The sequence below is a fragment of the Variovorax sp. RKNM96 genome (genome assembly GCF_017161115.1).
Lineage (GTDB): Bacteria > Pseudomonadota > Gammaproteobacteria > Burkholderiales > Burkholderiaceae_C > Variovorax.
Genome location: NZ_CP046508.1, coordinates 4,880,289 through 4,905,325, shown reverse-complemented (window position 1 = coordinate 4,905,325; position 25,037 = coordinate 4,880,289). Strand labels below are relative to the sequence as shown.

Sequence of the window (25,037 nt, the reverse complement as noted above, 5' to 3'; positions counted from 1 at the left end):
GCGGCTGCGCCCTTCACAGGCTGTGCCCTCCGTCGATGACGATCCGCGTGCCCGTGGCCGTGCGCAGGTGCATCACGCACGCGAGCACGGCGAGCGCCACGTCCTCCGGCGTGACGATGCGCCCGAGCGGCGTGGCGGCCGCCTTCTTCAGCAGGTCGTCGCGGTTGCGGCCCTGCACGAAGTCGGTGTCGACCGCCGCGGGAGAGACGCTCACGAAGCGCACGGGACCGAAGGCCCTGGCCATCGACACCGTCATCGTGTCGAGCGCCGCCTTGGCTGCGCAATAGGCGATGTTGCTGCCCAGGCCCGTGAAGGCCGACACGGAGGACACGTTGACCACCGCCGCATCGGCGGACGCCTTCAGCAGCGGCATGAGCGCGCGTGTGATGGCGTAGGGGCCGCCGACGTTGGCGGCAAGGATCTCGTCGAACAGCGCCGGTGCGAGCGCATCGAGGTCGCCGTGCGCGATGCGCCGCGTGAAGCCGGCCGAGTTCACGAGCACGTCGACCCGGCCGAAGCTGCGTTGCAGCATGTCCGCCATGGCGGCATGCGCCGCGCTGTCGGTCAGCGGTATCCGCAGCGTGCGGTGGCCGTTGCCCGGCAGCGCTTCGCCGAGCGCCCGTGCACGTTCCGCGCCTTCGTTGTAGCCGATGACGACCGTCGCGCCCGCGTCCGCCAGCGCACGCACGCAGGCGGCGCCGATGCCGCTGCTGCCGCCGGTGACGACGGCGATCCGGCCCGCCAGCGAGGCCACGGCATCCGGCGCCGTGCTCATCGGCATCTCCCGCGAAGCGCTCTTTTCTCTTGCATGAATGTCCTCGGTCGTTCTGTTCGATCGGCATGCGCCGGGAGCGGCGCAAGTGCTGTCCGATAGCCGGGGCACCGCTAGGGCACCAGCAGGAATTGTTTTCTAATGGGCCGCCTCGAACCAGCCGTTTGTCCACCAATCGAACATGAAAACGCCCTCCGACGCAGGCTCGCTGAAACGAGGCGTGGTGATCCTCAAGCTGCTGGCCACCGCCGGCCCGCGCGGGCTGGCGCTGACCGAGCTGTCCGAGAAATCGCAGATCCCGCATCCCTCGGTGCACCGCATCCTGGGCCAGCTCGCCGCGGAGCGGCTCGCGGTCTTCAACGACGAACTGCGGCGCTACAAGCTCGGTCCGCTGGCCTTCGAGCTGGGCGTGGCCAGTTCGACCATGCACGACATCCGCGACCTCTGCGAACCCGCGATGGACTCGCTGGCCCGCGAGACCGGCGACACCGTCTACCTGGTCGTGCGCAGCAGCTTCGACGCGGTCTGCATGCATCGCCGCGAAGGGGCCTTTCCGATTCGCGCGCTGGTGCTCGAGGTCGGCAGCCGGCGCCCGCTGGGCGTGGGCGCGGGTGGGCTGGCGATCCTTTCGGCCATCGGCGACGAGGAGCGCGCGGACATCATCGAAAGGGTGGGGCCGAGCCTGGCGGCCTTCGGGAAACTGTCGGCCGAGGACCTGGCGCAAGCCTGCGTGGAGGCGCGCGCGCTGGGGGCCGCGGTCATCCAGAACCGGGTGAGCCTGGGCGTCAAGGCGGTCGGCGTGCCTTTCCGCGATTCGATGGGGCAGGCCGTGGGCGCGCTGAGCGTGGCCGCCCTGTCGCAGCGTCTGGGCCAGCGACGCATTGCGCAGGTAGCGGACATGCTGCGCGAAGCGACGCAGTCGGTGGAGATCCTGCTGCGGAAGCGAAAGGCGTGAGGCCACCGCGGCGGATTCTTCTTCAACCGCCGTGCTGGCGCAGGAAGGCCTCGACGCGCGTCACCAGGTACGCCGGCGTCTCCAGCATCGGGTAGTGGCCGGCATTGGGCAGCGTCTCGATCTGCGCGTGCGGATACATGCGGGGGAAGGTGGCCTGCACGAAGTCCGGCGACACGCCCCCGTCGTGCTCCCCCACCAGCACGAGCAGCGGCGCACGCAGCGCGCCCGCCCTGTCGGAAAAGTCGGTGGCCGAGAAGGCGTGGAAGTAGTCGCCGAAGGCCACGGAGTCGGCCGTCGCGCGCTGGTGGGCCAGGATCGAACGGGCCAACGCGGGCGTCAGGCGCGAGCCGAGCGATGCCTCGATCACGCCGAGGGCCGCCTGCTCGTCGGTGGCCGCCGACGCGAACAGCGCCGCCACCTCGGGAGGCAGCGGCACGCCGGAGGCCGGCACCGGCGTCACGCACACCGCGGCGTCGATGCGCCCGGGTGCGTCGATCGCGACGCGCTGCGCCACCATGCCGCCCATGGAGTGGCCGAGCAGGCTGAAGCGCTTCCAACCCAACTGGTCGGCCAGTGCGAGGGCGTCACCGGCGATCTCCGCGATCGTGTGCGCCCCTTCGATGGCCCGCGAGGCACCGTAGCCCCGGTAGTCGGGAAAGGCATAGGTGAAGGCGGCACCGTCCAGCAGCGGATAGGTCGGCGCCCACGCGTCGTGGTCGCCGAACCAGCCGTGCAGGACCATCACCCGGCGGGGGCCGTTGCCCCGGATCTCGTGGCCCAGCGTCGTCATGTGCGTTCTCCTGTGTCCTTGTTCTGGAATGTGCCGCGTCAATCGATCTTGATGCCCGCGGTGCCGATCACCTTCGACCACTTGGCCGATTCGCTCGCGATGGTGCCCGCGAACTGGGCCGGCGTGCTGGCCACGACGTCGACGGTCTGGTCGCCCAGTTGCCGGCGCACTTCCGGATCGGCTAGCACCTTCTGCAATTCGGAGGCCAGCCGCTCGATCACCGCGGCCGGTGTGCCCGCGGGCGCGTGCAGGCCGAACCAGAGTGCCGAGTCGAAATTGGCGATGCCCGCCTCGGCAAAGGTCGGCACCTGGGGCAGGGTGGCCATACGCTGCCGGCCGATGACCGCGAGTGCCTTGACCCGCCCGGCGTTGATCTGCGCCAGCACCGGCGCGGCGGGCGTGAACGCCAGGTCCACCCGGCCTGCCATCACGTCGGTCAGCGCCTGGGCGCCTCCCTTGTAGGGCACGTGGGTCAGGCGCACCTGGGCCGACTGGTTGAACGACTCGCCATAGAGGTGGGTGAACGTGCCGTTGCCCGAGGAGCCGTAGCTGAACCTGCCGGGCGCCTCGGAGGCCGCCGCGATCAGCGCCTTCACCGTGCCGGCGGGAAGGTCGGTGCGCGCGATCAGCACCGCGGGCGCCTCGGCGAGCAGCGTCACCGGCGTCAGGTCCTTGACGAAGCTGAAGCGCAGGTTCGGATACAGGCTCGGGTTGATGACGTTCGCGGTGGTGCTCAGCAGCAGCGTGTAGCCGTCGGGCGCGGCGTGGGCGACGGCCTCGGCGGCGATGCTGCTGCCCGCGCCCGGCCGGTTCTCGACGATCACGGGCTGGCCCAGGCCCTGCGTCATGCGCGGGCCGAGGATGCGCACGATCAGGTCGCCGGTGCTGCCGGCCGGGAACCCGACCAGGATGCGGATCGGCTTTTCCGGGAAGGCGGCGGATGCGGCGGGCAGGCATGTGCCCGCCAGTGCGAAGGCCGTCGCAAGCGATGCCAGGGATGCAAGAAACGAACGTCGCATGGTGATGTCTCCTTCTTGTTTTCCGGTCGCGCCGAAGGGCGCCGCAGGGGCGCCGCCGTTCAGCGCGAGCCCAGCACGTTGGCCAGCAGGCCCGCGCCGTAGAGCACCGCGTTGGGTTCGTGATGACGCGGCGCGGTCGCCAGGAACTGCTTGACCGCCTGCACGGCCGGCGCGGGAAAGGAGAGAAGGCGCTCCACCAGCGCATCGCTCTCGGCCTGGAGCCGGCGGCTCTCGACCACCCGGCCCACGATGCCCGCGGCCAGCGCCTCGCGGGCGCCGATGGGCTCCGCGCCGAAGACCAGGTGCGCGAGCGCCTTGGCCGGCATCCGGTCCAGCAGCGGCGCCATCGCGATGCAGGGCGGAATGCCGCGCTCGAGTTCGCGCAGCGCGAAGCTGCTGTCCTCTTCGCACAGCGTGAGATCGCAGCGCGCGGCCAGCACCGTGCCGATGCCCCACGCCCGGCCCGTCACGATGCCGACGACCGGCGAACGGCAACGGCCGAACGCGTCGTAGAGCGCCTGGATCGGCGCCGCATCGTCGCGCAGCACGTCGGCCGCGTTGACCCCGGCGCCCGGTGGCGGCGGCGCCATGTCGCGGCCGAGGCAGAAGTCGGCGCCCTCGGCGCGCAGCACGATCACCCGGCTGTCGCGCGCGGCATCCAGCGCGCCGGCCAGCGCGAGGGCCATGGCGTTGGTCAGGCGGTTGCCGGCCTGCGGACGCTGCAGCCGCAGCGTGACCACGTCGCCCTGCACATCGCAACCGATCCAGGAAGACTCTTCGGGCGTGGTCATGGGGGTGGGGTCTCCTGCAGGCGTTCGGCCATCCAGTCGCACACCATGCTCAGCGCGGGCTCGGGCCGGTCGAGGTTCACATGGGCGGCGCCGCCTTCCTCCTCGGTGAACACGCGCAGGTGCTTGTGGCGCGAACTCACCGCGTCCATCAGCCGCTGTGCTTCCGAGGGCGGGGCATGCCGGTCGTTGGCGCCGTGCACGATGAAGAGGTCGCAGTCGATGCGTCCGGCCACGCCTTCGAGGCGGAAATCCTCGAGCTTGCGGAACGCGCTTTCCCAGTCCGGCACGCCCAGGATGCGCAGGATCTGCTTGCCGGTGGTGCCCAGCGGCGCGCTGTTGCCGAGCTGGGTGGCGCCCTGGCCCGGCACGTAGCCGACGCGCCGCACCATGCAGGCGTGGGTGTCGAAGACGGCGCCCATCACCGCGCAGGCCTTGATGCGCTTTTCGAACGCCACGGCGCGCGGCGCGTAGTAGCCGCCCCAGCTCGCGGCCACCATGCCGATGCGCGTGGGGTCCACGTCCTTGCGCCGCACGAGCCAGTCGACGCAGGCCGTCACCGGCTTCTCGAAATCGTGGCGGGCGGTCAGGCCGTGCATGCGCAGTGCCGAGCCCTGGCCCGGACCGTCGAAGGCGAGGGTGGCGATGCCGCGCCGCGCCAGGTTCTGCGCGACATAGAACATCTCTTCCTTGTTCGCGTCGAGGCCGTCCGACAGCAGCGCCACCGGCCCCGGCCCCGGCCCGCTGCGGCCCACGGCGGGCACCAGGTAGGCCGGGATCACGCTGCCCTCGAACGGAATGTCGACCAGTTCGATGGCGGGGTCGCGGTGCTCCGCGAAGGTCTCGAAGCACGACAGATGCTTGGCGTAGGCGCGCGCGGCGCGGGGATCGTCCGGGTCCAGCAGTCCTTCGGCCCACTGGTGGTAGACCGAGGCGCGCAGGGCGAAGTCGCTGGCGCTCACGCGATGCCCGCGCGCCAGGGCGTCGGCCGCCGATTGCTCCAGCTGGCGCCCGAGTTCGCTCCACGCACGATGCCAGGCCTCCACGTCGCCGGAAGGCTGCACCTCGGCCGCGTCCTTCAGGCGGGAGCAGGCCCAGTCGATCTCACCGAACAGTCCACCCGCGGCAATGGCGCGAAGCACCGCGAGCGACCAGCGATAGTTTTGGGGGAAGTAGAAGAACATGGTCCCGCGTCAGGTCGAAGAATCGATCCATTGTTCGCGGACCCTTCTCCCGAAACCATGGCTTTGTCCGATAGATGAACACGAGAATGGCCGGGACCGGTTTCCTATCCTTCTTCGGACGCAAAGAGCGCCAGGTGCCCGGTGCGCAGCTGGTACTTCTGCACCTTGCCCGTCGGCGTCATCGGCAGGCCGTCCACGAAACGGATCGACTTGGGCACCTCGAAGCGGCCCAGGCGCTCCTTGCAGAACGCGAGCAGCGCGTCCTCGCCACACGTGCCGGCGGCGGTGGGGCGCAGCACCACGAATGCGGCAACCGCCTCGCCCCAGTGCGGATGCGGCAGGCCCACCACGGCCGCGCCGGCGACCGCGGGATGGGCGAGCAGCACGGCTTCGAGCTTGATGCTGGAGACGTTCTCGCCGCCGGACTTGATCATGTCCTTCTTGCGGTCGAGGAACAGCATCTGCCCGTCGGCGTCGAACATGCCGATGTCGCCGGTGTGGTGCCAGCCGAAGCGGCGCGCCGCGGCGGTGGCCTCGGGGTCCTTGAGGTAGCCGAGAAAGACATTGGGGCCGCGATGGACGATCTCGCCGACCTCGCCCGGCCCGAGCAGGCGGCCGTCGTCGTCCATCACGGCGGTCTCCACCCCCGCCACCGACAGGCCCCAGCAGTTGCCGTCCTTGTCGGGATGGTCGCTCGCGCGGTAGACCATGGTCGGCGGATACATCTCGGTCTGGCCGGTGCCCAGGCGCACGTCGGCGCACATCTCGCGGCGCACCTGCGCGAGCAGGTTCCTGGGCATCGGCGCCAGGCCGTACATGCACATGCGCAGGGACGAGAGATCGGTCCGCGGACGCTCGGGGTGCTTCATGAGCGCATCGAACATCATCGGCAGGCACGACAGCCAGCTGATGCGTTCGCGCGCGATCGCCGCCAGCATGGCCGCGGGGTCGAAGCCGTTGGCCAGCCAGATCGTTGCGCCGGCCATCAGCGCGCCCATGCTGATGGTGTGCTGCGCGCAGTGGAACAGCGGCAGCACCGAGGCGACGACGTCGCGCTCGGTGGCTTCGAAGCTCTGGGCGCAGGTCAGCAGTGCACCGTGGATCGAGCGGTGGGAGTGCATCACGCCCTTCTGCTTTCCCGTGGTGCCGCTGGTGTACATGACGAGCGCGAGGTCATCGTCGCCGCCGGGCGCGGCCAGCGGCTCCGTGGGCGTGCGCGATGCCAGCGCGTCGAACTGCAGCGTGCTCACGTCGGCCACGCCGGCTGGGTGCGCGCCGCCGATCACGACCGCCAGCAGGTCCAGCCGCTCGACCAGCGCGCGCAGCGCCGGCACCGCGAACAGCGCGGCGTCGATGAAGACTCCGCTGACTTCGGCGTGGCTGAGCACGTGCTCGATCGATGGCGCGTCCAGTTGCACGTTGACCGGCACCCAGACATTGCCCGACTTGTGGATGGCCTGGATGGCCGTGAGGTGCTCGATCGAGTTGACGCACATCGTCGCGATGCGGCGCCCGGCGAGCCCGTGGTCGCGCAGCGCCTCGCCGACGCGCTCGCTCGTCGCATCGAGCACGGCGAACGTGATTCGCCGGTCGCCCTGGATGACGGCGGTCTTGTCCGGATTGCGTCGGGCGCTGCGCCGGACGATGTCCGCGAGCGAGATGCGGGCGATGCCCGTGCGTTCGGCGTCGGCTGTCTGCATGCGAGGGTCTCCTTCGGGCGGCATGGCGCCCCGGTCACGGTTCCACGAAAAAGTCGATCAGCGGCTCAACGCCGGGCGTCACCAGGTAGGGTGCGAAGTCGGTGACGCCGGCATCGCGCAGCACCTGCTCGTCGATCAGCAACTGGCCGGTGAGCTCGCGGCTCGGCCGGGTCAGGATGTGCCAGGCGGCGTCGGCCATGATGGCCGGCTGGCGCGCCTGTCCCGCCACGTCGGGCGCCGCGATCCGCAGGGCGCTGGTGGCGATCACGGTGCGCGGCCACAGCGAGTTGCTCGCGATGCCGCGCCCGCGCAGCTCCTCGGCCAGGCCGCGGCTGAGCATGCTCATCGCGTATTTCGAGGTGGTGTAGGCCGCGTGGCGCGCGAACCACTTGGGGTTGAGGTCCAGCGGCGGCGAGAGGGTCAGGATGTGCGGGTTCGCGGCCTTCTCCAGGTGCGGCAGGCAGGCCTGCGCGCACAGGTAGCTGCCCCGCGCGTTGATCTCGAACATCAGGTCGTAGCGCTTCATCGGCGTGCGTTCGACCGTCTCCAGGTGGATCGCGCTGGCGTTGTTGACCAGGATGTCGATGCCGCCGAAGCGCGCCACCGCCGCATCGACCGCGGCACGGACCTGGGCTTCGTCACGCACGTCGACCACCACCGCGAGGGCCTGCCCGCCGGCGGCGACGATTTCCTCGGCCGCGCTGTGGATCGTGCCGGGCAGGCGCGGGTCGGCCGTTGCCGTCTTCGCCGCGACCACGATGTTGGCGCCGTCGCGTGCGGCCCGCAGCGCAATGGCCTTGCCGATGCCGCGGCTCGCGCCGGTGATGAAGAGTGTTTTCGATTTCAGTGAAGGCATGGACGCTCCGCAGATCGCGATCCTCGATCGCATGAGCCCGCAGGCTATTCGGCGGTGCGCGAAAAGACTTGCGCAGACTGGCTGCGCGCCGGCCGAGGGCAGCGCAGCCAATCGACGCAAGGCGCCATGGCGGGCGCATGCGACGATCCGCGCGGCAACTCCCGGCGCCGGCCCTTCATCCGATGATCACGCTCTATCACTGCCCGAATGCACGCTCGTTCCGCGTTCTCTGGATGCTCGAGGAACTCGGCGTGCCCTACCGGATGGAGATGCTGCCATTTCCGCCGCGGGTGCTGCACCGCGAGTACCTGAAGATCAACCCGCAGGGCACCGTGCCGTTGCTGGTCGATGGCGAAACCCGCATGAACGAGTCGGTCGCGATCTGCCAGTACCTGGCCAGCCTCCACGCGCCGACCCCGCTGAACGTGGAGCCCGCGGAGCCTGGCTACGGGGCCTACCTGAACTGGCTTCATTTCGGCGAGGCCTCGCTGACCTTTCCGCTGACCCTGGTGCTTCGCTATGGCCTGCTGGAGCCGGAAGCGCGTCGGCAGCCCCAGGCTTCCGAGGACTACGCGCAGTTCTTCTCCGGCCGCCTGCGGACGCTCGAGAAGCTGCTGGAGGCACAGGACTTCGTCTCCGCCGGCCGTTTCACGGCGGCCGACATCTCGGTCGGCTACGCCTTGCTGCTGGCCAATGTGCTGGGCCAGCAGGAGCGCCTGGGCCCGGCGGCGCAGCAATACTGGACGCGCCTGAGTTCGCGCGCGGGCTTCTTGCGTGCGATGGCGGTGCAGGCCGAAGCGGCCGCGCGGCAGGGCCTGCCGCTGCTGCCGACGGCCGGCGTGGGCCTTGCGAAGCGGCCGCAGGCACGCGAATAAGGACCGCCGTCCGACACCCATGGACGACAGGCGCGGTGGCGGATCGCCTACAGGCATTGCCCTGCATGGCCCACCGCAAGCGTGACCGGGGCAGCGAGGATGACTCCATGCACCGCGTAAACCTCGCCTTCCCGCCAGCCCCATCGGATTCGCCATGACTTTCAAGGCCTACCTTGTCGAGGACAGCCCGGTGATCCGCGAGAACCTCGCCGGATTCCTGGAGGACCTGGCCGATGCCAAGGTCGTGGCCTCCGCCAGCACCGAGGAAGAAGCCGTCGACTGGTTGCGCCACCACAGCGACGACTGGGACCTGACCATCGTCGACCTGTTCCTCAAGCGTGGCAACGGGCTGGGCGTGATCAACGCCTGCCGCAACCGCTCGCCGCGCCAGAAGGTGATCGTGCTCAGCAACTACGCCACGGCCGACATGCGCGATCGCTCGGCGCAGCTGGGTGCCGACGCCTTCTTCGACAAATCGGCCGAACTCGACCAGCTGGTGGCGTACTGCGCCACCATGCAGCCGTCGCACGGGTGACTGGCGCGGCGCATGCGCCGTGCCGCTGCCGGGCTTTTCTGGGGTAAAACGCCACGCTGCCGCACAGCGGCAAGGCGCAAACACTCCCCAACGAAAGCAGCAGAGACTCATGAGCAACAGCATCGACTTCAAGGGCCGCGTGGCCATCGTGACCGGCGCGGGCGGGGGCCTCGGCCGTCAACATGCGCTGGCCCTGGCGGCACGCGGCGCCAAGGTGGTGGTCAACGACCTGGGCAGCGCGCGCGACGGCTCCGGCGGCTCGGTGAGCGCCGCGCAGGCGGTGGTCGACGAGATCAAGGCGGCCGGCGGCGAGGCGATGGCCAACGGCGCATCGGTGACCGACTTCGAGGCCGTGCAGGCCATGGTGCAGCAGGCGGTGGACGCCTGGGGCCGTGTCGACATCCTGGTCAACAACGCCGGCATCCTGCGTGACAAGAGCTTCACCAAGATGGAAATCGCCGACTTCAAGCTGGTGGTCGACGTGCACCTGATGGGCGCGGTGAACTGCACCAAGGCCGTCTGGGCGCTCATGAACGAGCAGAAGTACGGCCGCATCGTGATGACCACCTCGTCCTCGGGCCTGTACGGCAACTTCGGCCAGAGCAACTACGGCGCCGCCAAGCTCGCGCTCGTGGGGCTCATGCAGACGCTGAGCATCGAGGGTGCGAAGAACGACATCCGCGTGAACTGCCTCGCGCCCACCGCCGCCACCCGCATGACCGAGGACCTGTTCCCCAAGGAGATGCTCGAGGCCTTCCAGCCCGAATCCGTGGTGCCCGCAATGCTGGTGCTGGCCGCGCAGGACGCGCCCAACCGCACCGTGCTGTGCGCGGGCGCCGGCGTGTTCGAGGCGGCGCACATCACGCTGACGCAGGGCGTGTGGCTGGGCAATGGCCCGGACGCCGCCGAGCAACTGGCCGCGCGGCTGGCCGAAGTGACCTCGCGCGAAGATGAAGCCGTGCCGCAGAGCGGCGCCGCGCAGGGCAGCAACGAAGTCGCCAAGGCGATGGCGAACGCCAAGAGAGGCTGATCCACGAAGCCCGTTCATGGCGCTTGACCTAGAGCGCACTCGAGCATTTCCAATGAATTCACCGGGACTTCCGGTTCATTCAATTGCCAAGGAAATCAAGCCATGAACACGAGCGACAACAAGGCCCTGGTCCAGCACATCCACGCGGAGCTGGACAAGGGCAACGGCCAGGCCTTCATCGACAGCCTGGCCGACGACGCCAGCTGGACGCTGGAAGGCACCACGCCCTGGTCGCGCACCTATGCGGGCAAGGCAGCCATCCGCGAGGAGCTGATCAAGCCGCTGTTCGCGCAGTTCGCCGCGCCGTACGTGAGCAAGACCGAGCGCATCATTGCCGAGGGCGACCGGGTGGTGGTGCTGTTCAGCGGCGACGTGCCCACCAAGGCCGGCAAGCGCTACAACAACCGCTACTGCTACGTCTACCGACTCGAAGGAGGCAAGGTGAAAGAGCTGACGGAGTACTTCGACACCGCACTGGTCCAGCAGGCGCTCCAGGCGCCGCCGGTGGCCGCGCATGCCGGCTAGCGCGCCGGCCACACCCGCGGCACCGGTCGTGAAGGGCACGCCCTTCCACATCGGCGAACTGGCCACCCGGACCGGCCGCACGGTGCACGCCATCCGCTGGTACGAGACGCAGGGCCTCGTGCCCGGCGTGGCGCGCGACGACGGCGGCCGACGTCTCTATGGCGAGCTGCACGTCGGCTGGCTCGACCTGATGGAGCGCCTGCGCCGCACCGGCATGTCGATTGCCGAGATGCGCGAATACACAGCTCTCGCGCTGCAGGGCAAGGCCACGCTGCAGCAGCGTCGCGACATGCTCGCTGCGCACCGCCAGCGCGTGACCGAAACCATTGCCGACTGGAAGAAGGCGCTCACGCTGGTCGACCGCAAGATCGACTTCTACGATGCGTGGATGGCGAGCGGCCACCGCCCGCCGCTGATTCCCGCGGACACGCCGCGCGCCGCGCCGCCGAAACGGCGCAAGCCCTGAGCGCCCGCCGCTATTCGGCGACGAAGCTGCCGTCCTTGCGGATCGAATCGCGATCGCGGTGATTGTTCAGGCGGCCCAGCGTGCTGTCGAGCAGGCGCTTGAGCTTGTCGGCCGCGCCGCGAAAGGCCTCGTCGAGCGTGTTGGCGTGCTGTGTCACGGCCAGCGGTTTGTGGTGGGCCAGGCGCGCTTCCATCACGCAGCGCTTGTCGCCGCCGCCGGCCTTGTCGTGGTTCTCGTCGCTCAGATGCACCTCGACGCGCGTCACGTCTTCGACGAAACGACTCAGGTGCTGCTTGATCTCCGTGTCGGCCCAGCGTTCCAGCGTGTCCTTGTTCTCGATACCGTTGCTCGTGTTGACCTGAATCTGCATGCAATGTCCTTCTGCTGGATGGATGAACGAAGGCCCACTGTGCGCCTTTGGGCGCTGCGCTGTGCGTAGGTCTATTCCCTACCCGCACGACGGGCAGGGTCCGCAATCGGCAATGCGGGGGCTCAGCTCTGGATGTAGCTGGTCAGCTGGTCGATCGTCTGCTCGTGCTCGCTGATGATGTCGTCCATCAGGTCCTGGATCGAGATCATGCCCACCACCTTGTCGCCATCGACCACAGGCAGGTGGCGGAACTTGCGCTGGCTCATCAGCGCCATGCAGGCGCGGGTGCGGGTTTGCGGGGTGACGGTCATCACGTCGGGCGTCATGATCTCCGAGACCTTCATCTCCTTGGAGTTCTTGCCCTGCAGCGCGACCTTGCGGGTGTAGTCGCGTTCGGAGAGAAAGCCCACGAGCTTCTCTCCGCTCATCACCATGAGGGCGCCCACCTCGAAATGGGCCAGCGTGGCCAGCGCATCGAACACGCTGGTGTCGGGCGAGGTGCGCCAGGCGGCGGAGTCGTGGCGCTTGAGCAGTTCGGAGACGGGTTTCATCGCGGTCACTCCATCAGAAAGTTTCGATTCGACCGACGCCGCTGGCGCCGCACTCGGTCAAATCATAGGGGCGGAAAAGCCCCCCGCGATGCAAAACCCTCTAGGGGATTGCGCGTGTGTGCCACGCGCAGGAATTCGGCGAGAACTTAAGGTGTCGCGGCCAGCACGCGGCTGAGCGCCACGGGGTCGCCCACCACGGCCTTCACGAGGCCCTTGTCGTCGAAGTTGACCTGGTACTCCGACCAGCTGTCGCGCCAGTAGCGCCAGACGGGTGCGTCCAGGCTCGGGTTCTCGCTCGCCACCGGGTAGCCGATGGCCATCAGCACCTGCTCGCGCGTCATGCCGGGCATCACCTTGCCGGCGCGGATGGCCGCGCTCACCGCGGGCGGGAAGGCCGCCAGCTTCTGCTTCGGGTCTTCGGTGACCACGTAGCGCTTGGCGAAGTCGATCAGCGTGAGGTTGCGGCTGTAGTCGTTCTTGATGCGCTGGGGCTTGCCCGCGAGGTCGAGGTTGAAATAGCGGAAGTCGTAGGCGGTGATGCGCGCCGGCGTGCCCACGGCGACGATGCTCGTGCCCTGCTCGTCGTAGTTGATGTCGCTGATCGAGTCGCCGTAGGTGCGCATGTTGCAGCACAGGAAGCCGCTGGTCAGCGGGCCGGGCGGCGGGGAAGGGCGCTGGGCATGGACGACAGACACGGGCACGACGGTGACTGCCAGCAAGGCGGCAGCGGCAAGGCGCTTGAACATGGATTTCCCTCGGTGTTTGTTGGAATGGCTGCGGGGGCGCAGCGCGCGGATTCTAGGGGCGAAGGCCGGGCCAGCGAAGGCAGAATAGGGTTTACAGCTATGGAAACGATAGCGTTCGGGAGCCGTTCAGGTTCCCGGTTCACAATGCCCGTCCGGCCTGCGGGCCGACCCCCTCCAGACAGCGCGACAGAAAGAACATCCAGCGATGGCGATCCAGTGGTTCCCCGGGCACATGTACACGACCCAGAAGGCCATCACCGAGCGGGTGAAGGACATCGACGTGGTCATCGAGCTGCTCGACGCGCGCCTGCCCGGCTCCAGCGCCAACCCGATGCTGGCCGAGCTCACGGCCGGCCGGCCGACGCTGAAGGTGCTCAACAAGCAGGACCTGGCCGACCCCGCGCGCACCGCGCTCTGGCTCGCGCACTACAACGCGCTGCCCGCCACGCGTGCCATCGGGCTCGATGCGAGCCAGACCACGCCCGCGCAGCAGATCGTCAAGGCCTGCCACGAGCTCTCGCCCAACCGCGGCGGCATGGCCAAGCCGATGCGGGTGCTGATCTGCGGCATTCCGAACGTGGGCAAGTCCACCCTCATCAACACGCTCACCGGCGGGCGCAAGGCCAAGACCGGCGACGAGGCCGGCATCACCAAGCTGGAGCAGCGCATCACGCTGGCCGACGACTTCTATCTGTGGGACACGCCCGGCATGCTGTGGCCGCGCATCGTGGTGCCCAAGAGCGGCTACAACCTCGCGGCCAGCGGGGCGGTAGGGCGCAATGCCTTCGACGAGGAAGAAGTGGCGCTGGAGCTGCTCAACTACCTCAAGGGGCACTACGCCGAAGGCATTGCCGCGCGCTTCAAGCTGGTCGAGCTCGATGCCGCGACCATCGCCGGCATGAAGGACGAGGACGTCCTCGACACCATCGGCCGCAAGCGCGGCGCGTTGCTGGGCAAGGGCCGGGTCAACTTGCAGAAGGCGGCGGAAATCGTGATGCACGAATTCCGCGCCGGCAACCTGGGGCGCATCACGCTCGAGACGCCCGAGGAGTTTGCGCAATGGCTGGCCGAGGGGCAGCGCATCGATGCCGAGCGCGCGGCGAAGAAGGCGGCGCGTGGGAAGAAAGGCAAGCAAAAAACCGAAACCGCCCCGGAGGAAAACACCTGATGCCGAGCTTCTTTTTCTTCCGCCAGGGCGGTCTCGATACCGATTCGGAAGACTTCCCGGGACTGGTGAGCGTTGCCGCGTACCTGAAGCAACTGAGCGCGCAGGAACACGAGCGCAAGCCCACCGATGCCGAAGGTTTCTTACGCGAGCTTGATGCCGTGCCATGGAGCGAGGTGATGGCGGCCTGGCTCGTCGCACAGGAAGGTCCGCTGCCCGCGCTGGTCTTGTGCAGCGACGACATGAAGGTGCAGTTCGGCATCGGAGGCATCTTTCAGGAGCAGTTGCACTACTACCAGTGCAGCTTCAGCCGCGAAGTGAAGAAAGGCTGGTTCTCCAAGGAAACGCAGAACCTCAGCTTCGAGATCCATGCGCGCGAAGACGTGGCCGGCCTGGTGCGGCAATTCGTGCAGGGCGATTACGACGCGCTGTCCGACGAGGCTCGGCGCATCGGCCAGAACGTCCTGGCGTAGCGGCCGGCCGCTTGTTGGCCCCCGTCGCTGACCGGAAAGGGCTCGCCCACTATCATCGAAACATGCAACGCCTCACGCGCCAGCGCAACGCCGTTTTCTCCGCCTTCAGCGACGCCGGTCGCGTCCTCACCGCACCCGAAATCCTCGAGCACGCGCGCGAGATCGTCCCCGAGATCAGCCTCTCCACCGTGTACCGCCAGGTTTCCCTGCTGCTGGCCGATGGCGAGATCGCGAAGGTCGAGCTGCCGGGCGAACCGGCGCGCTACGAAGTGGCCTGCAAGCCTAGCGCGCACCGCCACGCGCACCATGACGGCAAAGAGGCCGATCACCACCATCACTACTTTCATTGCTCGGGCTGCGGCCAGGTGTTCCTGCTGCATGCGTGCCCGGGACCGATGGACGACCTCGCGCCCAAGGGCTTCCAGGTGAAGAGCCACGAGGTGACGTTGCACGGGCTGTGCGCGGCCTGCGTCGATGCAGGCGGCAAGGCGAGCGGGCACAAGGCGCACTGACGCGACAGGTGGCGGTCAGCTTTTTGCTGTTATTGAGAATGAATTCTCAATAACGTATAGTCGCGAGTCCCAACTTTTCGGAACGACCCGATGCAAGTCCTGTCCTCGCTCAAGGAAGCAAAGAAGCGTCACCGCGATTGCCAGGTGGTGACCCGACGCGGCCGCACCTACGTGATCTGCAAGTCCAACCCGCGCTTCAAGGCGCGCCAGGGCGGCGCGAAGAACAAGAACAAGCGCTGAACCTGCGCTGACGACAAGGCGGGATGCCTCCCCGCCGAAACCCCACGACTGAACCGACCCATCTGCATCGGCGCATCTGCGCCGCCGCAGGCCTGCGCGCGTCTTCTTCTCCAACCGGAAACCTGTCCATGCTCCGAGCCATCGGCCTCACCAAACAGTACGGAACGCACACCGCGCTCGACCGTCTCGACCTCGACATCCGCGGCGGCGACATCTACTGCCTGCTGGGCGCCAACGGCGCGGGAAAGACAACGACGATCAACCTGTTCCTGAACTTCATCGCGCCGACCCTGGGCACGGTGGAGATCAACGGCGTCGATGTCACGCGCCATCCGGTCGCGACCAAGCAGGACGTGGCGTACATCCCCGAGCAGGTCACGCTGTACGGCACGCTCTCGGGCCTGGAGAACCTGCGCTTCTTCGCGGGCCTTGCGCTCGGCCACGAGCTGCCGCGCTCGCGACTGCTCGAGCTGATGACCGAGGTGGGGCTGGACCACGCGGCCGCCGACAAGCGCGTTTCGGCCTATTCGAAAGGCATGCGGCAGAAGGTGTGGATCGCGGTGGCGATCGCCAAGGAGGCCAAGGCGCTGCTGCTCGACGAGCCCACCTCGGGGCTCGACCCGCACGCTGCCGCCGAGTTCTCCGACTTGCTGCGCCGCGCCGCCGACACCGGCGTGGCCGTGCTCACCACCACGCACGACCTGTTCCACGCGCAGCAGACCGCCACGCGCGTCGGCATCATGAAGCGCGGTCGCCTGGTCGAAAGCCTCGACAGCGAAGCGCAGATCGCGGACACCGACCTGCAGTCGCTCTACCTCCAGCACATGAGAGCCTGAACATGTTGCTGAACTGGATCGCACGACGCGAATTTCTCGAACGCCTGCGCGACGGTCGCCTGTACTGGGCCGGCGGGCTGGTGGTGATGCTGCTCTTCACCGCGCTCGCCGTGGGATGGGCGCACCAGCAGGGCGCCCACGCCGAGCAGGTTGCCGCGCAGGCCATGGACTACCGCGACTGGCTGCACCAGGACAAGCGCCATCCGCACGATGCCGCCCACCAGGGCATGCATGCCTTCAAGCCCGAGCCGCCGCTGTCGATGGTCGACTCGGGCATCAACCCCTTCATCGGCAGCACCGTGTGGCTGCAGGCGCACCGCCAGAGCGAGGTGAAGTTCAACGCCGCACAAGACGCGACCGGGCTGCAGCGCTTCGGCAACCTCTCGGTCGGCTGGATCCTGCAGGTGCTCGGGCCGCTGCTGGTGATCGTGCTCGGCTTCAACGCGTTTGCAGGCGAGCGCGAGCAGGGCATCCTGCGGCAGACGCTGAGCCTGGGCGTGGCGCCGCTGCGGCTGCTCGCCGGCAAGGCGCTGGCGCTGTCGGCATCGCTTGCGGTGCTGCTCGTGCCGGCTGCCATCGTCGCGGCCATCGCGGTGGCCGTGGGTGCGGAGCAGGGCGAGCGCATCGATGCGTTGCTGCGCCTTGCCGCATGGTCGCTCGGCTACGCGGTGTACCTCGGCATCTTCGTGTTCCTCGTGCTGGGCGTGTCGGCAATGTCGGCCACCTCGCGCACCGCGATCACCGTGCTGCTGGCGCTGTGGATCGGGCAGGCGGTGATGGCGCCGCGCGTGCTCTCCGAGCTGTCGCGCACCTGGTTCCCGAGCCCGACGCGGCTGGAGTTCAACCAGCAGCTCGGCGCCGAGCTCAAGGCGGTGTCGAACAAGGTCTGGCAAGAGAACTTCGGCACCACCGAGCGCTGGGGCCGCGACGTGCCGCTCAGCAAATGGGGCATCGCGCTGCGCCTCGACGACCAGGCCTCGTACCCCGTGTACGACCGCCACTACGGGCGCCTCTGGGACACCTGGGAGCAGCAGCAGACCGTGCAGGAGTGGAGCGGCCTTGTGCTGCCCATCCTCGCGATCCGCAGCTTCTCGATGGGCATGGCGGGCACCGATTTCTCGCACCACCGCCGCTTCACGACTGCAGCCGAGCTGCATCGCCGCAACATCCAGGACCTGATGAGCAAGGACTTGGTGGTGCATGCCGATCCGCTGGGCGACCGCCATTTCTCCTACGAGGCCACGCCCGACCTCTGGGCCACCGTGCCGCCGTTCGACTACCACTCGCCGGGCGTGGGATGGGCGCTGTGGCACCAGGCGCGCAGCCTGGCCGTGCTGTGCGTCGGTCTGCTGCTCGCGGCTGCGTTCGCGGCCTTCGCCACCCTGCGCCAGCGCGCGCTCTGAGAGGGGACGAAACCCATGTCCATCCATCCTCCCCAAGGCCACCGCCTGCTGGCCGTGATGCGCCAGGAAATCCGCTTGATGCTTGCCGAACGCGGCCTCTGGGTCGTCGGGGCGCTGTTCCTTTTGCTCGTGGCCTATGCATTGGGCAACGGCCTGATCCAGACCGCGAAGCGCGAACGCGCACAGGCGGCCGTCGCTCAGGCAGACCGCGACACCCGCGCTGGTCAGCGCGTGCAGCTCGAAGCCATCCTCGCCGGCACCGCGCAACCCACGCCGTTCGAGAACCCGGCCGATCCCTCGCGCATGGCGAGCGGTTACGGCGGCCAGCATGCGCTGCTGCCGACCGCGCCGCTGGGCCCGGTCGCGCTGGGGCAGAGCGACCTGTTCCCGAGCCAGTACAAGGTCACGAACCAGAGCCGCGTCGTGTTCATGAACCCGAGCGACATCGAGAACCCGTGGCACCTGTTGAGCGGGCATTTCGACCTGGCCTTCGTCATCGTGTACCTGCTGCCGCTGTTGATCTTTGCGCTCAGCTACAACCTCCTGTCGGCGGAACGCGAGAACGGCACCTTGCGGTTGCTGCTGTCGCAGCCGCTGCGCCTGCGCACGCTGCTCGCGGGCAAGCTCACGGTCCGCGCCGCGGTGCTGTTGGGGCCGGCCGTGCTGCTGCCCGTGGCGGTGCTGTGGATCGCGCGCCATGTGGGCTTCGCCGGCGTGTCCAGCGCGATGGGCAGCGCGACCCTCTGGTGGGCGCTGCTCGTGGGCGCCTATGCGCTGTTCTGGTTCGCGCTGGTCGTGGCGGTGAATGCTTTCGGTGCTTCGTCGGCGACCAATGCGATGGTGCTGGTCATCGCGTGGGTGATGCTGGTGCTGGTGGCGCCGGTGCTGCTCAACCTCGCCGTCACGCGGGCCGCACCGGCGCCGTCGCGCACCGAGCTCGCCACGCGCCAGCGGGTGGTCACCGCGGAAGCGATGAAGCGCTACCAGGACCTGCTGGGTACCGAGTACCAGCACGTGGGCCATGGCGCGATCCTCGTGCCGCGCAACGGCAAGATCGAAATCGCCGGCCGCGCGCTGGCCAACTACAAGATCGAGCGCGAGGTCGACGACGCGATCCGTCCCGCGCTCGACCGCTTCGACGCGCAGCAGGCGCGCCAGCAGCAACTGCTCGGCCGCTTCGGCGCGGTGTCGCCCGCCGCGGTCGCCTACGAAGGCATGACCGCGCTGGCCGGCAACGGCGTGCGGCGCCATGCGCGCTTCGAGGCGCAGACGGTGGCGCACCACGAGGCGTGGAAGACCTTTTTCTTTCCGCGCATCGATGCGCGCGATGCATTCACGCCCTCCGAGTTCGACCGCATCCCGACCTTTGCCTGGCAAGAAGAGCCGGCCGGCCTGATGCGCGGCCAGGCCGCGCTGGCGGTGCTGCAGCTGCTTGTGCCGAGCCTGCTGCTGTTCGGCCTTGCGGCGTTGCGGCTGCGGCGCTTCTCCGTCGCTTAGCGCATTGCAGCGGCGCTTCCTGTTTTTCGTTTCGTTCCAACCAAGCAGTCCAATGATCCAGTTCACCCGCACGGCCATGGCGGTCGCCGCCGTCACGGCCTTCCAGGCAGCGTATGCACAAGGTAGCAGCGCCGAGCTCGGCGCCGTCACCGTCGAAGGCAGCCGCGATGCCAATAGCCTGCATCTCGAGGAGTCGAGCGGCACCGCCTCGCGGCTCGGCCTCTCGGTGCGCGAGACGCCGGCTTCCGTCGAGATCCTGTCGCAGGACGCGATCCAGCAGCGCGGCGCGCGCACCTTCAGCGAGGCGCTGCGCGGCATGGCGGGCCTGTCGGGCGGCGGCCCGCCGTCGTCGCCGACCACGCTTTCCGCGCGCGGCTTCACCAGCCTCATGTACCTCTACGACGGCGTGCGCAGCTCCGGCGCGGGCGTCGTCAACCGCGTGCAGGACACCTGGAACTACGACCGCATCGAAGTGCTCAAGGGCCCGGCCTCGGTCCTCGATGGTGAGGGCGCCATCGGCGGCGTCGTCAATTTCGTGACCAAGCGGCCCGACCGCAGCAACCCGAACAAGGAGGCGCTGCTTTCGTACGGCAGCTACGGATCGACGCGCGCGGCCTTCGGCTTCGGTGGCGCGCTCGGCGATGCCAGCGCCTACCGTATCGACTACAGCCGCAACGACAGCAAGGTCGGCACCATCGACCGCAATGGCGAGCGCATCGACCACTTCACCAGCGGCCTGCTGGTCGACCTGGGCGGCTCGGTGAAGCTGGACCTCTCGTTCGACTACCTGCGCGACAACAACGACGCCTACTGGGGCACGCCGCTCGTGCCGCGCAGCTTTGCCACGCAGCCGACGAATGTGGTGAGCACGCCCGACGGCCGCGTGATCGACCGGCGCATGACGCGCACCAACTACAACGTGCTCGACGACGACAACTCCTCCGAGACCTACTGGCTGCGCGCGCGCCTCACGGGCCAGCTCGACGGCGGCTGGTCGTGGCGCAACGAGTTCTCGGCCAACAAGTCGAACCGCGTGTTCCGCAATTCCGAGAGCGCCACCTTCGTGGCACCCTCCAGCATCGCGCGCGACCAGACGCTGATCACGCACGACCAGGACTTCTGGCTCGACCGCATCGACGCCACGCACAAGGGCACGATCGGCGGCATGGACAACCGCTTCGTCGTCGGCGGCGAATACAGCGAGACCCGCTTCGGCAGCCAGCGCCGCTTCTCGAACAGCAGTGCCAGCACGGCGAGCCTGCTGCGGGTGCCGGTGTTCGACCCCTACGTGGGTTTCTTCAACGACGACCCGGCGCTCAGCGTGGGCGGCGGCAACCGGACCGACATGAACACGAAGGTGCGGGTCAGTTCGCTCTTCGTCGAAGACGCGCTCAAGCCGATCCGCAACCTCACGCTGGTCGGCGGCCTGCGCCACGACCGCACCGAGGTGGACCGTTCCATCACCGACCTGAACCTGGGCAGCAACACGCGCTTCGGCAGCAGCTACCGTTCGACCTCGGGCCGCCTCGGCGCGGTGTACGACATCACGCCGCAGTCGAGCATCTACGCGCAGTACACCAACGCCACGCTGCCGGTGAATTCGCTCTTTCTCCTGTCGGCATCGAACGCGGCGTTTCCGATGTCGCGCGGCAAGCAGGCCGAGGTGGGCTTCAAGCAGAGCCTGCCTGAAGCGAACCTGGAGTGGACCGCGGCGGCCTACAAGATCGAGCTGGACAACGTGCTCTCGCGCGATCCGGCCAGTGCCGCCAACACGGTGAACAACGGGCGCCAGTCGTCGCGCGGGCTGGAACTGTCGGCGGTGTGGAAGCCCACCCGCGAGTGGACGCTGGCGGGCAACCTCGCGGCGCTCGATGCGCGCTTCGACACGCTGGTGGAGGCGGGCAACGTCTCGCGCGTGGGCAAGACGCCGCCGAACGTGCCCGAGCGCGTGGCCAACCTCTTCGCGACCTACCGGCCCGACAACTCGAAGCTCGAGTACTTCGTGTCGCTCAACCGCACCGGCCACATGTTCACCGACACCGCCAACCAGATCCGCATCAACGGCTACACGACCATGGATGCGGCGGTGAGCTACCGGCTGAAGAACGCGCTGCTGAGCTTTCGCGTGCGCAACCTGACCGACAAGCTCTACGCCACCTGGGTGGGGCGCGCCACCAGCCAGGTGCTGCTGGCGCCGCGCCGCACCTTCGAGGTGTCGGCCAAGTTCGACTTCTGACCGGCGGGCGCGCTCAGCGCATCTGCAAGCGCGCGTCCTTCGGGTAGCTGATGGTGTAGTCGGCGGCCACGCGCGCGGTCTTGCCGGCATCGAGGTCGAAGCTCCACATCGCGAGGCCCGGCTGCTTGTTCCATGCAAGCTCGGCCGGCTGCGGCGAGAACTGGGAGGCGATGCGCACCTGCTCGTCGACCGACACGGGCGCCGCTTCCAGCACCTGCACCGCGATGGGCGTGCGGTGGCGGTTCTCGACCACGTAGGCGCGCTGCACCTTGCGCTCGGCGCGCGTGCCGGCAAAGCCGCCCGTGCCCTGGTTGTCCTTCTCGGGCTCGGCCTGCACGCGCACCAGCTCGTCGCGTCCGAAAGAGAGCGTCAGGCGCGCATCGCTCGGTGCCGTCCACTGGCCGTTGCCGACGAAATTGCCGTCGCGATAAAGCTGCATCGGGCCGGCCGGCCACACGCCGGTGGGCTGCGCAAGATCGGCGACCAGGAAGGCGCTCGGGTCCACGCCCGGGCTGGTGCGCGAGGCGAGCTTCGCCGTGTCCTCGTATTGGCCGAGCGCCATCGTCACGCGCTGGCCGTTGGAGGGCACGTCGATGCTTTGGGGCACCGAGAATTCGGTCGCGAAGCTGTTGTCGAACACGCTCACATCGAACAGCGGCGCGCGGCGCTCTATGGCCGATTCTCTGACGGCAGGCGGTGTGCCCGCTATGGTTGGCGCCGGTGCCGCCATGTAGGCCATGTCGGCCCGCGCGCGCTGGGGCGGCGGCTCGATGCCGATGCGCCACGCGCCCGGCGTGCGGCCGGTGGTTTCGCGGCGCGGCTGGCCAGTCGACAGCACCAGCTTCACGCCGCGCCAGTCTTCGCCCGTGGCCTGCGCCACCAGCGCCTGGCGTTCGATGCGCACCTTGCGCGTGGTGGTGTCGAGCAGCGCGCGATAGGTGGGCGTCCAGCCGGGGCCGTTGACCTGGTAGCTGAGCTTCACCTCGGCATCGGCGCTGGCGGCCAGAGTGACCGTCACGGCCACCACCTGCGCGCCGTTGCCCTGCGAGCGCGTGCGCTCGGCGATCAGCGGGTTGAGCTGGCGGTCGATGTCGCTCTGCTTGCGCGCGAGCTGATGCTGTTTCAGCAGCGAGTCCTGCCCGGTGCGGCGCATCGCGTCGGTCACCGCGGCGAGGTTGCGCGCATCCATCGGCGCGCGAGCTCCTTGTGACGAATCTCCACCCGAAAGGCCCTTGAGATAGCCCGTGACCATGCCGAGCGCATCGCTCTCGGCCTGCAGCACCGCCTTCTGGTCTTCGAGTTCGCGGATGCGGCCGTCGAGCGCACTCGTGGCGCAGCGCGCCGAGAGCTCGCGCTGCTCGTTGAGCACCGAGGTCTCGCCCACGCGCACCGACGCATCGGCCGACACCTGCAGGCTCTGCACGTCCAGCCCCGCGGGCAGGCAGGCAAAGGTGACCGACCGGCTGCCGGCCGCCACGCGCGCCACGCGTTCCACGGTGGCGCTGCCGGGGTAGACCTTGACCTGGGTGATGCGCGAGTCGGCTGCCTGGGCTTGCAGGGGGGCCGGCACCTGGGCGCTGGCGTTCAGAACCAACCAGGCGGCTGCGACGACGGTGGCGCGGAGCAAGAGGGCGGAGGACGGTGCTTTCATTGAAGAGCCTTCGAAAGTGAGTGGGTTGACCTCCACTCATACGGCCGGGCTCGCTCAACGGGGTTAAGACGTCTCGAAAAATATTTCACGCCGATGGCGGCTGTCGCCAATGCAACCGCAACGGCGCTGCCGGTCGCGCGTGCGACGACGCGCGAAGGCGCCGGTTCGTAGAGTGGGTTCGTCCACGCCGCCAACCCATTCCGTTCCAGGAGAACCGCCATGCTCGACACCATCCAGGCCATCAACCGCACCGCTTCGTTCAACCGCTGGGCGGGTTTCGAAGTCCACCATGCCGCCGACGGCGAAGCCGAACTGCGCATGAACTGGCGCGAAGAAGACATGGGCCAGTACGCCGGCTTCCTGCACGCCGGCATGATCGCCGCGCTGCTGGACACCGTGAGCGGCTATGCGGCCTCCACGAAGGCGGGCCGCGTGCTGGCCTCGCACTTCTCCGTCAACTGCATCTCGCCCGCCATCGGCAGCGCCTTCGTGGCGCGCGGGCGGGTGGTGAAGGCAGGGCGCAAGCAGGTGTTCGTCGCGGCCGAGCTCTATGCGCAACCCGAAGGAAAAGGCGAAGACGCGCTCAAGCTCGTGGCGACGGGGAATGCCATCCTGGTTCCGATTGCGGCGGAAGAGCTTCAGCCGAAGCCTGCCGCCTGAGCTTCAGCCCGAACAAGGGCCGCAGCCAGTTGATACGGCGGATCAGCCCGTCGGTCAGCAGCCAGCAGCCGAGGATAGTCAGCGCCACCAGCAGCGCGGGCTCCAGCACTGGGCCGAGCGCGAGCGGTGCCAGCACCGTCACGCCGACGATGATCAGCGTCTGGTGCAGCACGTACCAGGGGTAGACCGACTCGTTGGCCCAGCGCAGCCAGGGCCACGGGCGGTTCAGGTGGCGGTGGCCATGGCCCAGGATGGTCGCGATGGCCAGCCACATGTAGAGCGTGCGCAGCAGGTCCATGAGCAGGCCCGGCGCCGATCCCCGTGCGCCGACCCGCAGCGCGATGAAGGCGGCGATCGCCGCGACCGCCAGCACCAGCGACACCCGGCGCAGCCGCTCCAGCTCCTTCCAGATGCCCGTGTCCACGCCCATCCAGTAGCCGTAGAGGAACACGGTGAGGTAGATGGCATGCAGGTAGAAGTCGCGCACCAGGTTGTGCGTGGGCGGGAAATGCGGGGCCAGCAGCGCCGTCCACGCCAGCAGCGGGAGCACCGGCAGCAGCAGCAACTTCCAGCCGCGCAGCGCGTTGAACCGGCGGCGCACCCATTGGCCTGCGGGCGACTTCCACAGCGGCAGCGTCAGCGCGACCAGCGCCGTGTACGCAAACAGATAGGGCAGGTACCAGAGGTGGTTCCAGGTGATGCCGAACTCCGCGCCGTCGAAAGCGCGCTTCGGCCACGGCTCGGCCATCGAGAGGTAGCGCAGCAGGAACGCGCCGAAACCCGGCGCGACCAGCCCGTTGGCCACGCCCTGCGCGTAGGCCTGGTAGGGCACGATCACCAGCATTCCGAAGACCAGCGGCAGCATCAGCCGGGCGCCGCGGCTGCGCAGCAGTGCCCCGGTGCCCTGGTGGCGGGCGAGGAAGCCGAGCGACACGCCGGAGATCAGGAACACCAGGTCCATGCGCCAGAGGTTCAGCACCCGCATCGGCCACTGCAGCCATTCGGCCGCGTGCGGGCTTTTCAGGTGCCAGGGCCAGTCGGCCACGTAGTACATGGCCACGTGATAGAGGATCACGAACAGGAAGGCCAGGGCGCGCAGGGCGTCGATGTCGTGGCGCCGGTTGGCGTCGGGCAGTGGGGCGGGGAGGTTCATTTCAGGGTCCTCGAAACAGAAAGAGCGGCCATCGTGTGGCCCGGCACCG

At 68.5% G+C, this 25,037-nt stretch carries 27 protein-coding genes; 15 read left to right on the top strand and 12 right to left on the bottom strand.

The window, feature by feature from the left end:
• Positions 1-13: 13 nt before the first annotated feature.
• The gene (locus GNX71_RS22735; protein WP_206174516.1) at positions 14-775 is read right to left on the bottom strand and encodes an SDR family oxidoreductase; all 762 of its coding nucleotides are present in this window, start codon (positions 773-775) and stop codon (positions 14-16) included.
• A 178-nt stretch (positions 776-953) separates the two neighbouring features.
• On the opposite strand from GNX71_RS22735, the gene GNX71_RS22730 reads away from it, so the two are divergent.
• Entirely contained in the window at positions 954-1,727 is a 774-nt protein-coding gene (locus GNX71_RS22730) for an IclR family transcriptional regulator (protein WP_206174515.1), read from the top strand.
• A 22-nt stretch (positions 1,728-1,749) separates the two neighbouring features.
• Here the strand turns inward: GNX71_RS22730 and GNX71_RS22725 are convergent, their stop codons facing one another.
• From GNX71_RS22725 to GNX71_RS22700, 6 genes are all read right to left on the bottom strand, one after another.
• On the bottom strand, positions 1,750-2,517 hold the full coding sequence (locus GNX71_RS22725; RefSeq protein ID WP_206174514.1) for an alpha/beta hydrolase: 768 nt from the start codon (positions 2,515-2,517) through the stop codon (positions 1,750-1,752).
• Positions 2,518-2,555: 38 nt separating this feature from the next.
• Entirely contained in the window at positions 2,556-3,536 is a 981-nt protein-coding gene (locus GNX71_RS22720) for a tripartite tricarboxylate transporter substrate binding protein (protein WP_206174513.1), read from the bottom strand.
• 59 nt (positions 3,537-3,595) lie between these two features.
• The gene (locus tag GNX71_RS22715) at positions 3,596-4,327 is read right to left on the bottom strand and encodes an enoyl-CoA hydratase/isomerase family protein (RefSeq protein ID WP_206174512.1); all 732 of its coding nucleotides are present in this window, start codon (positions 4,325-4,327) and stop codon (positions 3,596-3,598) included.
• Positions 4,324-5,508, bottom strand: coding sequence for an alpha/beta fold hydrolase (locus tag GNX71_RS22710; protein WP_206174511.1), 1,185 nt, complete (start codon positions 5,506-5,508; stop codon positions 4,324-4,326). Before GNX71_RS22710 ends, GNX71_RS22715 begins: the two co-directional genes overlap by 4 nt.
• A 104-nt stretch (positions 5,509-5,612) precedes the next feature.
• Complete coding sequence (locus tag GNX71_RS22705) at positions 5,613-7,208, bottom strand: AMP-binding protein (protein WP_206174510.1); 1,596 nt, start codon at positions 7,206-7,208, stop codon at positions 5,613-5,615.
• Between the two features lie 34 nt (positions 7,209-7,242).
• On the bottom strand, positions 7,243-8,064 hold the full coding sequence (locus GNX71_RS22700; protein ID WP_206174509.1) for an NAD(P)-dependent oxidoreductase: 822 nt from the start codon (positions 8,062-8,064) through the stop codon (positions 7,243-7,245).
• Positions 8,065-8,246: 182 nt separating this feature from the next.
• Here GNX71_RS22700 and GNX71_RS22695 point away from each other — a divergent pair, with 182 nt between their 5' ends.
• From GNX71_RS22695 to GNX71_RS22675, 5 genes are all read left to right on the top strand, one after another.
• Entirely contained in the window at positions 8,247-8,939 is a 693-nt protein-coding gene (locus tag GNX71_RS22695) for a glutathione S-transferase family protein (RefSeq protein ID WP_206179624.1), read from the top strand.
• Positions 8,940-9,093: 154 nt separating this feature from the next.
• Positions 9,094-9,474 carry a response regulator transcription factor gene (locus tag GNX71_RS22690; RefSeq protein ID WP_206174508.1) on the top strand — a complete coding sequence of 127 codons (381 nt, stop codon included), beginning with the start codon at positions 9,094-9,096 and terminating at the stop codon, positions 9,472-9,474.
• 109 nt (positions 9,475-9,583) lie between these two features.
• Positions 9,584-10,504 carry an SDR family NAD(P)-dependent oxidoreductase gene (locus GNX71_RS22685; RefSeq protein ID WP_206174507.1) on the top strand — a complete coding sequence of 307 codons (921 nt, stop codon included), beginning with the start codon at positions 9,584-9,586 and terminating at the stop codon, positions 10,502-10,504.
• A gap of 102 nt (positions 10,505-10,606) precedes the next feature.
• Positions 10,607-11,029 (top strand): nuclear transport factor 2 family protein, encoded by a 423-nt coding sequence (locus tag GNX71_RS22680; RefSeq protein WP_206174506.1) that lies wholly within the window; start codon positions 10,607-10,609, stop codon positions 11,027-11,029.
• Entirely contained in the window at positions 11,019-11,495 is a 477-nt protein-coding gene (locus GNX71_RS22675) for a MerR family transcriptional regulator (RefSeq protein ID WP_206174505.1), read from the top strand. Before GNX71_RS22680 ends, GNX71_RS22675 begins: the two co-directional genes overlap by 11 nt.
• A 10-nt stretch (positions 11,496-11,505) precedes the next feature.
• Here the strand turns inward: GNX71_RS22675 and GNX71_RS22670 are convergent, their stop codons facing one another.
• The 3 genes from GNX71_RS22670 to bamE form a co-directional block, all read right to left on the bottom strand.
• Positions 11,506-11,865 carry an HPF/RaiA family ribosome-associated protein gene (locus tag GNX71_RS22670; protein ID WP_206174504.1) on the bottom strand — a complete coding sequence of 120 codons (360 nt, stop codon included), beginning with the start codon at positions 11,863-11,865 and terminating at the stop codon, positions 11,506-11,508.
• Positions 11,866-11,987: 122 nt separating this feature from the next.
• Complete coding sequence (locus tag GNX71_RS22665; protein ID WP_206174503.1) at positions 11,988-12,416, bottom strand: CBS domain-containing protein; 429 nt, start codon at positions 12,414-12,416, stop codon at positions 11,988-11,990.
• A 146-nt stretch (positions 12,417-12,562) separates the two neighbouring features.
• The gene (gene bamE / locus GNX71_RS22660) at positions 12,563-13,162 is read right to left on the bottom strand and encodes an outer membrane protein assembly factor BamE (RefSeq protein ID WP_206174502.1); all 600 of its coding nucleotides are present in this window, start codon (positions 13,160-13,162) and stop codon (positions 12,563-12,565) included.
• A 205-nt stretch (positions 13,163-13,367) separates the two neighbouring features.
• Here bamE and ylqF point away from each other — a divergent pair, with 205 nt between their 5' ends.
• From ylqF to GNX71_RS22620, 8 genes are all read left to right on the top strand, one after another.
• Positions 13,368-14,330 (top strand): ribosome biogenesis GTPase YlqF, encoded by a 963-nt coding sequence (ylqF, locus tag GNX71_RS22655; RefSeq protein ID WP_206174501.1) that lies wholly within the window; start codon positions 13,368-13,370, stop codon positions 14,328-14,330.
• The gene (locus tag GNX71_RS22650; protein WP_206174500.1) at positions 14,330-14,800 is read left to right on the top strand and encodes a hypothetical protein; all 471 of its coding nucleotides are present in this window, start codon (positions 14,330-14,332) and stop codon (positions 14,798-14,800) included. Before ylqF ends, GNX71_RS22650 begins: the two co-directional genes overlap by 1 nt.
• A gap of 62 nt (positions 14,801-14,862) precedes the next feature.
• On the top strand, positions 14,863-15,312 hold the full coding sequence (locus GNX71_RS22645) for a transcriptional repressor (protein WP_206174499.1): 450 nt from the start codon (positions 14,863-14,865) through the stop codon (positions 15,310-15,312).
• A 90-nt stretch (positions 15,313-15,402) separates the two neighbouring features.
• Positions 15,403-15,552: a type B 50S ribosomal protein L36 gene (ykgO, locus tag GNX71_RS22640; RefSeq protein WP_013542562.1), complete on the top strand. Its 150-nt coding sequence runs from the start codon at positions 15,403-15,405 to the stop codon at positions 15,550-15,552.
• 128 nt (positions 15,553-15,680) lie between these two features.
• Positions 15,681-16,388 (top strand): ABC transporter ATP-binding protein, encoded by a 708-nt coding sequence (locus GNX71_RS22635; protein ID WP_206174498.1) that lies wholly within the window; start codon positions 15,681-15,683, stop codon positions 16,386-16,388.
• A gap of 2 nt (positions 16,389-16,390) precedes the next feature.
• Entirely contained in the window at positions 16,391-17,791 is a 1,401-nt protein-coding gene (locus GNX71_RS22630; RefSeq protein ID WP_206174497.1) for an ABC transporter permease subunit, read from the top strand.
• 15 nt (positions 17,792-17,806) lie between these two features.
• Positions 17,807-19,288 carry an ABC transporter permease subunit gene (locus tag GNX71_RS22625; RefSeq protein ID WP_206174496.1) on the top strand — a complete coding sequence of 494 codons (1,482 nt, stop codon included), beginning with the start codon at positions 17,807-17,809 and terminating at the stop codon, positions 19,286-19,288.
• Positions 19,289-19,340: 52 nt separating this feature from the next.
• Entirely contained in the window at positions 19,341-21,524 is a 2,184-nt protein-coding gene (locus GNX71_RS22620; RefSeq protein ID WP_206174495.1) for a TonB-dependent receptor, read from the top strand.
• Between the two features lie 13 nt (positions 21,525-21,537).
• On the opposite strand, the gene GNX71_RS22615 is transcribed toward GNX71_RS22620, so the two are convergent.
• On the bottom strand, positions 21,538-23,175 hold the full coding sequence (locus GNX71_RS22615; protein WP_206174494.1) for a DUF4139 domain-containing protein: 1,638 nt from the start codon (positions 23,173-23,175) through the stop codon (positions 21,538-21,540).
• Positions 23,176-23,394: 219 nt separating this feature from the next.
• On the opposite strand from GNX71_RS22615, the gene GNX71_RS22610 reads away from it, so the two are divergent.
• Positions 23,395-23,835 (top strand): PaaI family thioesterase, encoded by a 441-nt coding sequence (locus GNX71_RS22610; RefSeq protein WP_206174493.1) that lies wholly within the window; start codon positions 23,395-23,397, stop codon positions 23,833-23,835.
• Here the strand turns inward: GNX71_RS22610 and GNX71_RS22605 are convergent.
• The gene (locus GNX71_RS22605) at positions 23,759-24,988 is read right to left on the bottom strand and encodes an acyltransferase family protein (RefSeq protein WP_206174492.1); all 1,230 of its coding nucleotides are present in this window, start codon (positions 24,986-24,988) and stop codon (positions 23,759-23,761) included. The two genes, GNX71_RS22610 and GNX71_RS22605, sit on opposite strands and share 77 nt — an antisense overlap.
• Positions 24,989-25,037 lie beyond the last annotated feature (49 nt).

What these genes read in the sequence shown, in the direction of transcription:
- GNX71_RS22610 (WP_206174493.1), top strand. Translation starts at nt 23,395, where the DNA reads ATGCTCGACACCATCCAGGCCATCAACCGCACCGCTTCGTTCAACCGC.
- GNX71_RS22630 (WP_206174497.1), top strand. Translation starts at nt 16,391, where the DNA reads ATGTTGCTGAACTGGATCGCACGACGCGAATTTCTCGAACGCCTGCGC.
- GNX71_RS22670 (WP_206174504.1), bottom strand. Translation starts at nt 11,865, where the DNA reads ATGCAGATTCAGGTCAACACGAGCAACGGTATCGAGAACAAGGACACG.
- GNX71_RS22615 (WP_206174494.1), bottom strand. Translation starts at nt 23,175, where the DNA reads ATGAAAGCACCGTCCTCCGCCCTCTTGCTCCGCGCCACCGTCGTCGCA.
- ylqF (WP_206174501.1), top strand. Translation starts at nt 13,368, where the DNA reads ATGGCGATCCAGTGGTTCCCCGGGCACATGTACACGACCCAGAAGGCC.
- GNX71_RS22645 (WP_206174499.1), top strand. Translation starts at nt 14,863, where the DNA reads ATGCAACGCCTCACGCGCCAGCGCAACGCCGTTTTCTCCGCCTTCAGC.
- GNX71_RS22730 (WP_206174515.1), top strand. Translation starts at nt 954, where the DNA reads ATGAAAACGCCCTCCGACGCAGGCTCGCTGAAACGAGGCGTGGTGATC.
- GNX71_RS22720 (WP_206174513.1), bottom strand. Translation starts at nt 3,536, where the DNA reads ATGCGACGTTCGTTTCTTGCATCCCTGGCATCGCTTGCGACGGCCTTC.
- GNX71_RS22635 (WP_206174498.1), top strand. Translation starts at nt 15,681, where the DNA reads ATGCTCCGAGCCATCGGCCTCACCAAACAGTACGGAACGCACACCGCG.
- GNX71_RS22620 (WP_206174495.1), top strand. Translation starts at nt 19,341, where the DNA reads ATGATCCAGTTCACCCGCACGGCCATGGCGGTCGCCGCCGTCACGGCC.
- ykgO (WP_013542562.1), top strand. Translation starts at nt 15,403, where the DNA reads ATGCAAGTCCTGTCCTCGCTCAAGGAAGCAAAGAAGCGTCACCGCGAT.
- GNX71_RS22735 (WP_206174516.1), bottom strand. Translation starts at nt 775, where the DNA reads ATGAGCACGGCGCCGGATGCCGTGGCCTCGCTGGCGGGCCGGATCGCC.
- GNX71_RS22715 (WP_206174512.1), bottom strand. Translation starts at nt 4,327, where the DNA reads ATGACCACGCCCGAAGAGTCTTCCTGGATCGGTTGCGATGTGCAGGGC.
- GNX71_RS22705 (WP_206174510.1), bottom strand. Translation starts at nt 7,208, where the DNA reads ATGCAGACAGCCGACGCCGAACGCACGGGCATCGCCCGCATCTCGCTC.
- GNX71_RS22625 (WP_206174496.1), top strand. Translation starts at nt 17,807, where the DNA reads ATGTCCATCCATCCTCCCCAAGGCCACCGCCTGCTGGCCGTGATGCGC.
- GNX71_RS22680 (WP_206174506.1), top strand. Translation starts at nt 10,607, where the DNA reads ATGAACACGAGCGACAACAAGGCCCTGGTCCAGCACATCCACGCGGAG.
- GNX71_RS22725 (WP_206174514.1), bottom strand. Translation starts at nt 2,517, where the DNA reads ATGACGACGCTGGGCCACGAGATCCGGGGCAACGGCCCCCGCCGGGTG.
- GNX71_RS22685 (WP_206174507.1), top strand. Translation starts at nt 9,584, where the DNA reads ATGAGCAACAGCATCGACTTCAAGGGCCGCGTGGCCATCGTGACCGGC.
- GNX71_RS22665 (WP_206174503.1), bottom strand. Translation starts at nt 12,416, where the DNA reads ATGAAACCCGTCTCCGAACTGCTCAAGCGCCACGACTCCGCCGCCTGG.
- GNX71_RS22650 (WP_206174500.1), top strand. Translation starts at nt 14,330, where the DNA reads ATGCCGAGCTTCTTTTTCTTCCGCCAGGGCGGTCTCGATACCGATTCG.
- GNX71_RS22710 (WP_206174511.1), bottom strand. Translation starts at nt 5,508, where the DNA reads ATGTTCTTCTACTTCCCCCAAAACTATCGCTGGTCGCTCGCGGTGCTT.
- GNX71_RS22695 (WP_206179624.1), top strand. Translation starts at nt 8,247, where the DNA reads ATGATCACGCTCTATCACTGCCCGAATGCACGCTCGTTCCGCGTTCTC.
- bamE (WP_206174502.1), bottom strand. Translation starts at nt 13,162, where the DNA reads ATGTTCAAGCGCCTTGCCGCTGCCGCCTTGCTGGCAGTCACCGTCGTG.
- GNX71_RS22605 (WP_206174492.1), bottom strand. Translation starts at nt 24,988, where the DNA reads ATGAACCTCCCCGCCCCACTGCCCGACGCCAACCGGCGCCACGACATC.
- GNX71_RS22690 (WP_206174508.1), top strand. Translation starts at nt 9,094, where the DNA reads ATGACTTTCAAGGCCTACCTTGTCGAGGACAGCCCGGTGATCCGCGAG.
- GNX71_RS22700 (WP_206174509.1), bottom strand. Translation starts at nt 8,064, where the DNA reads ATGCCTTCACTGAAATCGAAAACACTCTTCATCACCGGCGCGAGCCGC.
- GNX71_RS22675 (WP_206174505.1), top strand. Translation starts at nt 11,019, where the DNA reads ATGCCGGCTAGCGCGCCGGCCACACCCGCGGCACCGGTCGTGAAGGGC.